Below are 9,884 nucleotides of genomic sequence, written 5' to 3'. Positions count from 1 at the left end.
CCAGGGCGCCGTTCGCGGCGGGGGCGGGCAGGTGCAGGGACAGCCAGGCCATGCCGTCCGTGCCGGGTTCCACGGCCATGGTGCGTTTGCCGATGGCCTCCCGGGTGCGGGTGGGCAGGGTTTCCGGATGGGTGCCCTCGCGCATCCGCCGGGCGGCGGAGGCGAAGCGGCCCGGGGTCGTCCCGGGCACGGCGGCCAGCAGCCGCGCCTCAAACGCGGCGGTGTCCGCCGGTGTGGTGCCGGGGGTTTCGGCCAGGGTGCCGGTTTCGGCCACGATGGTGCAGGCGTGGCGCCAGGACAGCTCCCCGGCGGTCAGGGCATCCAGGGTGTCCCGGCGGTGGGCGGCCAGCTCCGTGGCCTGGTTCGCAAGCAGCCGCGCACTGGACTCGGGAATGTGCAGGCTCGCCCCGATCTCGGCCACGGCCGCGGATTCGGCAATCCCGCCCTGCCACCGGTCCAGGGCCAGGGCGGCGGCCTCCACGGCGGCCGCGCCCAGGTGCCGGGCCACCAGGGCCGCCTTCACCGCCGCGAGCCCCGATTCCAGGACCCGCAGCTGGTCCAGGGCCGCGGCCGTGTCCGCCTGTACGGCCCGGGCAGTGGAGGCCCGGGAGGCCGGTTCCGGGTCGGGGACCGGGTGCGGGATGAACGCCGGCAACCCGGCCAGGGAGGCGCTGCCGGGGCCAAACGGTTCAACGACGGGCAGGGACACGGCGGCCAGCACCGCCGCCACATCCTGTGCGGCGGACGACTCCCCGTTCCCGGGGCCAGGCACCAACCCGTCCATGAACCCACACTACCCGCACCGTAACCGAAACGCAATAGTTACTAGGACAAATATTCTATATTTTCCACCGCCACCGAGCCCCGCCACCGCCACCGCGCACAAACCAGGCCCGGCACCGGAAGCAAGCCCACCGGCGTCGAGCATCACCAGCAGCGAGCCTGGCCGGCAGCGGCAGCAAACCAGCCGCAAAGAACCCGCCCCGCCGCGGGGAAAGTGGACAAGCCCTGCGAAGGTGGGAGAATTTCCCTAAAGGGCGTTGCAGCAATTGGGGCTGCCCGCTGTGACAAGGGGAGTGCAACCGTGAGTCAAGTGGCCGAGGGCGCAAAGTCGGCAGTGGATGGCCCCGCAGCAGTGGTCATGGACTACCGCGAGGACTACCTTCAGCAGGCTGCCGAATCGATCCGAACCGCCATTGTTGCCAGGCTGCAAGACGACGGACTCAACCACCACGACGTCCGGTGCCGCGTCAAGAGCAGAAAATCCACGCTTGAAAAAATCACCCGGCGGGACAGCGACGGCGAACTAAAGTACCCCGGCGGAACGGCGCACCTGGACGATCTCATTGGCGTGCGCGTAATCCTGTTTGTGGAAACAGACATCGACGCAGTCGCCATTGCCCTCAGCAGCCAGTTCATCTGCCGCGACGACGAAGACAAGACAGCCATGATCCGCAAGAATGGCGGCATTGGCTACGCGGGCCGGCACTTGACGCTGGAGGTTCCGTTGGAGAACCCGCCGGCGGGCTGCGAAAATTTCGGCGGCCAGCGCTTCGAGGTGCAGTTGCGCACAGTCCTCCAGCATGCCTGGGCAGAATTTGAACACGACATCCGCTTCAAGGGCACCCATGTGGACAATGCCGAGATCAGCCGCGCCTTCACCATGGCCTCCACCCTGATCGAGCTCGCGGACCAGCAGTTCGTCAACATCTCCGACATCCTCAAGCGCCTGCAGTCCCAGAGCGAGGCGGTCGGCTCCCAGAAACTGGATGCCAATTCCATCCAACTGCTTCTGGACCGAGTTTTCCCCGCCTACCCGCACAGCAAGGCCGGGCAGTATGCCTGGTTGGTGGAGATTCTGACGGCCAACGGCTTCACCACGGTGCAGGCGGTGGAGGACTGGCTGGCCAACATCAACCAGCGCACCGTGGCGGCCACCATGGGCTACCGGTTCATGCCCGGCCAGGTCCGCGTGGTTGACGATCTCCTGCTCATGACCTTCGGCGAGCCCTACATTGAGGCCACCAAAAACGTCGGGAACGACTTCAACCGCGAAGGCAAGCTCCGCTACCGCCTGCGCCGGCTGCGTACGCTCCAGCCCTGAGCCGGCTCACCACCAAGGCCAAGCACGACGCCGGCCCTCCCGCCAGGCGGTTGGCTGGCCTCCCGCGTGCCTCACCTCCCGCCTGGCCCAAGGTCCGCGTGGCTCACCCCTGCTGGGCAGCCCACTCGGCAACGCGCGCCGCGCTTTCCTCATCCGAGATGTCCTCCACCCGCGTCATGATGGACCAGCGCACGCCAAACGGGTCCCGGATGCTGGAGAAGCGGTCGCCGGAGACAAAATTGGTGGCCGGTTCGCGGATGGTGGCCCCGGCGTCGACCGCCCGGTCCAGCAGCGCGTCAACGTCGGGGCAGTAGAGCCCCATCGAATAGCAGTCGTCTTCACCCTCCGGCGCCGGAACCAGGTGGTAGGCAGGGGCCGGCTCGCCGAGCTGGAGCCGGCCTTGGCCGAAATCGAGTTCGGCATGGGCCACCACGCCCCCAAACTCCGTCACGCCCAAAACCCGGGCACCGAAGACGTCGCGGTAAAACGCCAGCGCCTCGCCGGCCCGGGCAATGGCCAGGAACGGTGTCAGGCTGGAAAATCCTTTGGGGCGGCCGTGGCTGGTGAAGTTGCCGGTGGCTGCCGTGGTTGCTTGCGGGTCTGCTGAATTTGTCATGCCATCCACGCTACGGACCGCCCGCCGCGCAGGCTTGTAGATTCGCGACACGCTGGACCGTAGGATGGCGGGGTGGTCAGCTCATTCAAGGGGATCCTCTACCCCGCCAGACTTCCAACCTTCCACCGCCTGCCGGCACCCAACGAGGTGGAGCAGTTGGTGGAGTGGTTCTGGATTCCGGAATGGGACATCGAGCCCGGCCGCGCATCCCGCCAGCAGCTCATCTCCTTCCCGGCATTCAACTTGGTGGTCCAAGCCAGCAAGGTGGAACTGGCCGGCCCCACCACCCGCACCTCCCACCAGGATCTCCGCGGCCGGGGATGGGCCGTTGGCGCACTCCTCAAGCCGGCCGCCATTCCCTCATTCACCGGCGATCCCGCCAGCCTGCTGGATGCCAGGGTGCCCCTTGACGTCCCGGCCCTCCGGGACTCGGTCAGCGCCGCCATGAATGGAATGCGCTGCGGCACCCCGGATAAAAGGCGGGAGCTCGCAGTGCAGGAGTTCGCCGACTGGCTGTCCGCCCAAATACCGAAAGTGCCCGACGACGGCCTGCTGGCGAACGCCGTGGCTGAACTGATCGGCAGTTCCGCTGACGTGGTCCGTATTGAGGACGCCGCGGAACGGCTGGCGGTGTCCGCCCGGACCTTGCAGCGCCTGGCCAAGAAGCACGTGGGGCTGAGCCCCTCCGCGCTGATCCGCCGTCGCCGGCTGCAGGAGGCGGCCGACCGCTCCCGCACGAACCCGGGACTGGAGCTGGCCGCCATTGCCGCCGAATTTGGCTACGCCGACCAGGCCCACCTGGCCAAGGACTTCCAGCGCGTCCTGGGTTTCACTCCCAGCAACTACCGGCGATCCGTCAGCGAGGACACGGACCAGGGTCCGGCCGGAGACGCGCCGCCCGGTTTGTGACGCGCCGTGAATCAGCATGAACCCTTGTGTCAGCGCCGTTGAGGCAGCCCCGGACAATCCCTAGCGTTGACGCATGACAAATGTTGCAGAGCCCCCCGGAACCCCGGAAAACACGCCTGAAAACAAACTCACAGCCAACCCGGCCGCGCCATCCCTGCGGACTGCCAGAATTGTCGCCGGCCAAAAGTCACCGCGCCGTAAGCTGCGCAAAGTGGAAATACTGGCCGTTGCCGGCGTCATCGCCCTCATTGGGGCGGGTGCCGCCGTCGCCTCCGTGACGGCCGGCAATGCCAAGAACGACGCCGTTCCCCCGCCCAGCGCTGCTGCCACCCTCAAGCTGGGCTACTTTGCCAACGTCACCCACGCCCCTGCCTTGATCGGCGTCAACAACGGCATCATCGCCAAGGACCTGGGTGCCACCAAGCTCACCACCCAGGTGTTCAATGCCGGACCCTCCGCCATCGAGGCCCTCAACGCCGGTGCCATCGACGCGGCCTACCTGGGCCCGAATCCCGCCATCAATTCCTTCGTCCAAAGCGGCGGCGCCTCCATCCGCATCATCGCCGGCGCCACCAGCGGCGGCGCCCAGCTGGTGGTCAAGCCCTCCATCACCTCGGCCGCGCAACTGAAGGGCAAGGTCCTGGCCACCCCGCAGCTGGGCGGCACGCAGGACGTGGCGCTGCGCTCGTGGCTGGCCGCCCAGGGCCTGAAGACAACGCCCAGCGGCGGCGGCGACGTCACCATCAACCCCACGGACAACGCCTCAACCCTCAAGCTCTTCCAGGATGGCAAGCTCGACGGCGCCTGGCTGCCTGAGCCCTGGGCGTCACGCCTGGTGCTCCAAGCCGGTGCCAAGGTGCTGGTCAACGAGGCCAGCCTGTGGCCCAAAGGGGAGTTCAGCACCACCATCCTGGTGGTCAACAAGTCATATTTGGACGCCCACCCGCAAACCGTGGCAGCCCTGCTGGCCGGGCACACGGATGCCATCAGCTGGCTGAACTCGCACAAGTCCCAGGCGCCGGACGCCGTCAACGCGGCGCTGAAAGCTGCGGCGGGCAAGGCGCTGCCCGCCAATGTCATCGACCGTTCGCTGGCTGAGCTGAGCTTTTCGCCCGACCCCCTGGCCGCCACTTTCCCAACTCTGCTGGAACACGGCGTCACGGCCGGCGTGGGCAAGCAAGCGAACCTTGCGGGCATCTTCGAGCTTCAGCCGCTGAACCAGGTGCTGGCCAGGACCGGACAACCGGCTGTCTCCGCCGGCGGGCTCGGCGGACAGTAGCTCCGGCGCGGCCCCGTTTGTGAAGTGCCGTTTGTGACGCCGCGTGAACAACGGTGACCCCGGGTGTCCGCATCGTTGAAGAGGGCCACGGGCATTCCCTACCGTTTATCCATGAACACTTGGCGAACCACCACCGGAGCCCAGCAGGCACGTCCGCGGCGCGGCGTGGAGATCATTGCCGTGGCCGCCCTGATCGCCTTGATTGGCGGTGGGGCAGCGGCTGCCTCCTCCAACGCGGGAGCCATGCAGGGTGCAGGCCCGCAGCAACACCAGGTGCAAATTGCTGCCGACCCATCCCATGGGACGGCAGCGGGATTGGTTGCGAAATGACTGAATTACTGGCCGAACAGCGCCCTGCCGCGGCAGGGGTGCACCCGCAGGGTGCCGGCGCAAAGCAGGCCGACGGCGCACGGCAGGCCGACGGCGGAAGCCGGGCACGCGCCGTCGTACTGGAAGGGCTGGGCAAGCGCTTTGGCGGCGGCGCGCCGGTCTTGGAGGACGTGAATGCCACCGTCCACCAGGGCGAGTTTGTGGCGCTGCTGGGCGCTTCAGGCTGTGGAAAGTCAACGCTGCTGAACATCATTTCCGGGCTGGACGTTCCCACGTCCGGCGCGCTGGAAGTGCCGGTGGACGGTGCCGCGTTCATGTTCCAGGATTCGTCCCTGTTTCCGTGGCTGAGCGCCCGCGGCAATGTGGAACTGGCGCTGAAACTGCGCGGCGTGGGCCGGGTGGAGCGCCGGGCCCGGGCTGCCGAACTGCTGGACTTGGTGAACCTGGGGCATTCGGCGGACAAGCGCCCGCACGAGCTTTCCGGCGGCATGCGCCAGCGGGTGGCCCTGGCCAGGTCGTTGGCGCAGGACAGGCCGCTGCTGCTGATGGACGAGCCCTTTGCGGCTCTCGACGCGATCACGCGCGACCTGCTTCACAATGAGCTGGAACGCGTGTGGCAGGAAACGGGCCGCACCATCATCTTTGTCACCCACAATGTGCGCGAGGCGGTGCGGCTGGGGCAGCGGGTGCTGCTGCTGTCCTCGCGGCCCGGGCGCGTGGTGGCCGAATGGCAGGTTTCCGAGGAACACCGCACCAACGCCGGCGCCGCGGGGGAACTGACCGCGGACATTACTGCCCGCCTGCGCGAGGAGATCCGCCGTCATGCCTGAAACCGTGACATCACCGCTGCTTAAGAGCGGGAACGCCGAAGAAATGCGTTCGCTGGAAGCCGGGCTGGATTCGTTGCAGTCGGAGTCCGTTGAAAAGACCGGGATCGATTGGTCCCGCCTGCTGCTGCCGCTTGTTGCGCTGGTGGTGCTGTTGCTGGCGTGGCAGTTCTACGTCTCGCTGGGCCTGCGCCGCCGCGACCAGGTGCCGGGCCCGCTGGACGTGCTTGGCTCGCTGGGCACGCTGTGGCACGAAGGCACCGCCCAGGAGGCCATTTGGACGTCGCTGCAGCGCGGCTTCGTCGGTTTTGCCATCAGCATTGTGGTGGCCACCCCGATTGGCCTGCTGCTGTCCCAGGTCCGGGTGCTGCGGCGGGCGTTTGGGCCGCTGATTTCAGGGCTGCAGGTGCTGCCTTCCGTGGCGTGGGTGCCTGCGGCCATCATTTGGTTTGGGCTCACCGACGCCACCGTCTACTTCGTCATGTTCATGGGCGCCATCCCCTCCATCATTAACGGGCTCATTTCCGGCGTGGACCAGATTCCCCCGCAATACCGGCGCGTGGGCCAAATCCTGGGTGCGTCGCGGTGGGAAATGGCCGTGAACGTGGTGCTGCCCGCCGCGCTGCCCGGGTATGTGGGCGGGCTGAAGCAGGGGTGGGCCTTTGCCTGGCGCTCGCTCATGGCCGCCGAGATCATTGCCGTGGGCGGAACGCTGGGCTTCGGGCTCGGCTCCCTGCTGGAGCAGGGCCGCCAGCTGGCGGACATGGGCATGGTGATGTCCGCGATCCTGGCCATCCTGTTTGTGGGCATCGCCGTGGAGCTGCTGGTGTTCGCCCCGGTGGAAAAGCGGCTGCTGCGCGGCCGTGGCCTGCTGGTTGGCAGCACGCGATAGATAGGCAGCATCGGTCTGCAAATATGTCCCCCCGTGACGCTGCGTGAACGGGTGTAACGAACGTCTTGAACCCGAATATTCCCTTTCCCTAAGGTCAACCCATGGCAATTGTGGATCTTTACCCAACCTCGCTCCGGCTGCTGGGCCGCCCCGTACTGGTGGTGGGCGGCGGCACGGTGGCTGCCCGCCGCGCGAAGGCCCTGCTCGACGCCGGCGCCCAGGTCACGCTGGTGGCCCCGGTGCTCAGCGCCCCGGCCCGGGACTTGGTGGAGCTGGTGACGTGGCGGGCGCGCCCCTACGAGAGCTCCGACATGGACTCGGCCTGGTTTGCCGTGGCCGCCAGCGGTGACGCTGACATCGACACCCTTGTGGCCGCCGACGCCGAGTCACAGCGCGTCTGGTCCGTCAACCACTCCCACGCAGCGGATTCGGCCGCCTGGACGCCCGCCGTCGCGACGGTGGAGGACGTGAAGGTTGCCGTCAACGCCGGGGGAGACCCGCTGCGCGCCGTCGCCATCCGCAATGCCATCGCGGCCGGCCTGGAAACCGGCGAACTGCCACTGGGGCGGCACCGCCGGAATCCCGACACTCGCGGGCGCCAGGGCTCCGTGGCCCTGATTGGCGGAGGGCCCGGCGCCGAGGACCTCATCACCGTCCGGGGGCGCAGGCTCCTGGCCGAGGCCGACGTCGTCGTGGCGGACAGGCTGGGCCCCCGCGGCCTCCTTGAAGGACTGGGCGAAAACGTCAAGGTCATTGAAGTGGGCAAGACACCCGGGCACCACCCCGTCACGCAAAGTGAAATCAATGCGATCCTGGTCCGCGAGGCCAAAAAGGGCCACCGGGTGGCGCGGCTCAAGGGCGGGGACCCCTACGTGCTGGGCCGCGGCGGCGAGGAAGCCATTGCCTGCCGCGACGCCGGCGTGGATGTCGAAGTGGTCCCCGGTGTCACCAGCGCCGTCAGCGTTCCCGCCGCGGCCGGCATTCCCGTCACCCACCGCGGCCTGGCCAAGGCATTCACCATGATCAGCGGCCACGAGGAACTTGAAAACGTCCCGCACGGCAGCGACCACACCGTGGTGCTGCTGATGGGGGTGGGCACGCTCAACCGCTCCATTCCCATCCTGCAGGCGGCGGGCCGCGGCGCGGACTGCCCCGTGGCCATCATCGAAAACGGTTTTGCCCAAAACCAGCGAGTCACCATCGGCACGCTGGGCACCATCGTGGCCCAGGCGCAGGCGGGCAGGGTGCGCAACCCGGCCGTCGTCGTCGTCGGCGACGTGGTGCGCGTCAGTCCGCTGGCGCCGCCGGAACTCGCAACGGCCCACTACGGCACGCGGGAAACCGCAAGCATTCTCTCCTAGACTTGTCCTTAAGCCCCACGACACTACAGAAATGAGCACAGCCGTGTCATCAAGCACTCCCGTCTCTCCTGCAGCCAGCATCCCTGGAACCGAAAACCGCGGAACGGCGGATAGCCCGCTGCGCATCGCAGTCATCGGCTCCGGCCCGGCAGGCGTCTACGCCGCGGACATGCTGACCAAGAGCCAGGAAGTGCAGGACGGCCTGGTCCTGGCGATCGACCTCTTTGACCGCTACCCGGCCCCGTACGGCTTGATCCGCTACGGCGTGGCGCCGGACCATCCCCGCATCAAGGGCATCGTCAACGCCCTGCACAAGGTCCTGGACCGCGGGGACATCCGCTTCTTCGGCAACGTCGATTACGGCACGGATCTCTCCCTGGAGGACCTCCAAACGCACTACGACGCCGTGATCTTCGCCACGGGCGCCATCAAGGACGCGGACCTGAACATCCCCGGCATCGAGCTGGAGGGCTCCTTCGGCGGTGCCGACTTTGTCTCCTGGTATGACGGCCACCCGGATGTGTCCCGCGAATGGCCCCTGACCGCCAAGGAAATTGCCGTCATTGGCAACGGCAACGTGGCCCTGGACGTGGCGCGTGTGCTCTCCAAGCATGCCGACGACCTCCTGGTCACCGAAATTCCGGACAACGTCTACCAGGGCCTGTTGGAATCGCCGGTCACGGACGTGCACATTTTCGGCCGCCGCGGCCCCGCCCAGGTGAAGTTCACGCCCATGGAGCTGCGCGAGCTGTCGCATTCCCGCGACGTGGACATTGTCCTCTACGAGGAGGACTTCGACTTCGACGAGGCCTCCGATGAGGCGATCAAGAGCAACAACCAGATCAAGACCATGGTCAACACCCTCACCAACTGGCTCGTGGAGCAGGAGGACGACGCCGCCGACCCCGCCACGGGCGCCTCCCGCCGGCTCCACCTGCACTTCCTCCACAACCCGGTCGAGATCACGGGTGAGGACGGCAAGGTCACCGGCATCAAGTTTGAGCGCACGGAGCTGGACGGCACGGGGAACACGCGCGGCACCGGCGAGTTCATCGACTACCCGGTGCAGGCCGTCTACCGTTCGGTGGGCTACTTCGGCTCCGCCCTGCCGGACGTGGAGTTTGACCACCGCCGCGGCGTTGTCACGAACGACGGCGGCCGCGTGCTGGGTGCCGACGGATCCCAGGTGCCGGGCATCTATGCGACGGGCTGGATCAAGCGCGGGCCGGTGGGCCTGATCGGCAGCACCAAGGGCGATGCCCTGGAAACAATCACCCACCTGCTCAGCGACCGTGAAGGGCTGCCGACAGCCGCGGTCCGAGAACACGATGCCATCCTGGATCTGCTGGAGTCCCGCGAGGTGGACTTCACCACGTGGGAGGGCTGGCATGAGCTGGACGCCCATGAGAAGGGCCTCGGGGCGGCCGCCTCGGAGAACGGACCTGTGCAGCGCGAACGCGTCAAGGTGGTCTCCCGCGAGGAAATGGTGCACGTTTCCCGCGGCGCCGCCGTCCTCGGGTAGCAGCCGCAAAAATGCCGCCCGGAAACGTTGGTTTCCGGGCGGCA

The 9,884-nt window shown here is 67.5% G+C and carries 10 protein-coding genes; 8 read left to right on the top strand and 2 right to left on the bottom strand.

Going from position 1 to position 9,884, the window contains the following annotated elements:
- A partial coding sequence (locus G6N77_RS16285) for a DUF222 domain-containing protein (RefSeq protein WP_165183227.1) occupies nucleotides 1-784 on the bottom strand: 784 nt, incomplete at its 3' end.
- 300 nt (nucleotides 785-1,084) lie between these two features.
- On the opposite strand from G6N77_RS16285, the gene G6N77_RS16280 reads away from it, so the two are divergent.
- Entirely contained in the window at nucleotides 1,085-2,104 is a 1,020-nt protein-coding gene (locus G6N77_RS16280; protein WP_165183226.1) for a GTP pyrophosphokinase, read from the top strand.
- Between the two features lie 103 nt (nucleotides 2,105-2,207).
- Here G6N77_RS16280 and G6N77_RS16275 read toward each other — a convergent pair whose 3' ends face one another.
- Nucleotides 2,208-2,720 (bottom strand): VOC family protein, encoded by a 513-nt coding sequence (locus G6N77_RS16275; RefSeq protein ID WP_165183225.1) that lies wholly within the window; start codon nucleotides 2,718-2,720, stop codon nucleotides 2,208-2,210.
- A 72-nt stretch (nucleotides 2,721-2,792) separates the two neighbouring features.
- Between G6N77_RS16275 and G6N77_RS16270 the strand changes: the two genes are divergently transcribed.
- The 7 genes from G6N77_RS16270 to G6N77_RS16240 all read left to right on the top strand — a co-directional run bounded on the left by G6N77_RS16270 (nucleotide 2,793) and on the right by G6N77_RS16240 (nucleotide 9,840).
- Nucleotides 2,793-3,629 (top strand): helix-turn-helix domain-containing protein, encoded by an 837-nt coding sequence (locus G6N77_RS16270; protein WP_165183224.1) that lies wholly within the window; start codon nucleotides 2,793-2,795, stop codon nucleotides 3,627-3,629.
- 73 nt (nucleotides 3,630-3,702) lie between these two features.
- Nucleotides 3,703-4,908 carry an ABC transporter substrate-binding protein gene (locus G6N77_RS16265; RefSeq protein WP_165183223.1) on the top strand — a complete coding sequence of 402 codons (1,206 nt, stop codon included), beginning with the start codon at nucleotides 3,703-3,705 and terminating at the stop codon, nucleotides 4,906-4,908.
- Nucleotides 4,909-5,019: 111 nt separating this feature from the next.
- Nucleotides 5,020-5,238 (top strand): hypothetical protein, encoded by a 219-nt coding sequence (locus G6N77_RS16260; RefSeq protein ID WP_165183222.1) that lies wholly within the window; start codon nucleotides 5,020-5,022, stop codon nucleotides 5,236-5,238.
- Entirely contained in the window at nucleotides 5,235-6,068 is an 834-nt protein-coding gene (locus tag G6N77_RS16255) for an ABC transporter ATP-binding protein (protein ID WP_165183221.1), read from the top strand. The genes G6N77_RS16260 and G6N77_RS16255 overlap by 4 nt, the downstream gene beginning before the upstream one ends.
- Nucleotides 6,061-6,957 (top strand): ABC transporter permease, encoded by an 897-nt coding sequence (locus tag G6N77_RS16250; RefSeq protein ID WP_165183220.1) that lies wholly within the window; start codon nucleotides 6,061-6,063, stop codon nucleotides 6,955-6,957. Before G6N77_RS16255 ends, G6N77_RS16250 begins: the two co-directional genes overlap by 8 nt.
- Nucleotides 6,958-7,058: 101 nt before the next feature.
- A complete protein-coding gene (gene cobA, locus G6N77_RS16245; protein ID WP_165183219.1) occupies nucleotides 7,059-8,318 on the top strand; it encodes a uroporphyrinogen-III C-methyltransferase in 1,260 nt (419 codons plus the stop codon).
- A gap of 31 nt (nucleotides 8,319-8,349) precedes the next feature.
- Nucleotides 8,350-9,840, top strand: a complete 1,491-nt coding sequence (locus G6N77_RS16240) for an FAD-dependent oxidoreductase (RefSeq protein ID WP_165183218.1) — start codon at nucleotides 8,350-8,352, stop codon at nucleotides 9,838-9,840.
- Nucleotides 9,841-9,884: the final 44 nt, after the last annotated feature.

Origin of the sequence: Arthrobacter silviterrae, from assembly GCF_011045165.1 — a bacterium.
Taxonomy (GTDB): Bacteria; Actinomycetota; Actinomycetes; order Actinomycetales; family Micrococcaceae; genus Specibacter; species Specibacter silviterrae.
This window is presented reverse-complemented; position numbering and strand designations above follow the sequence as displayed.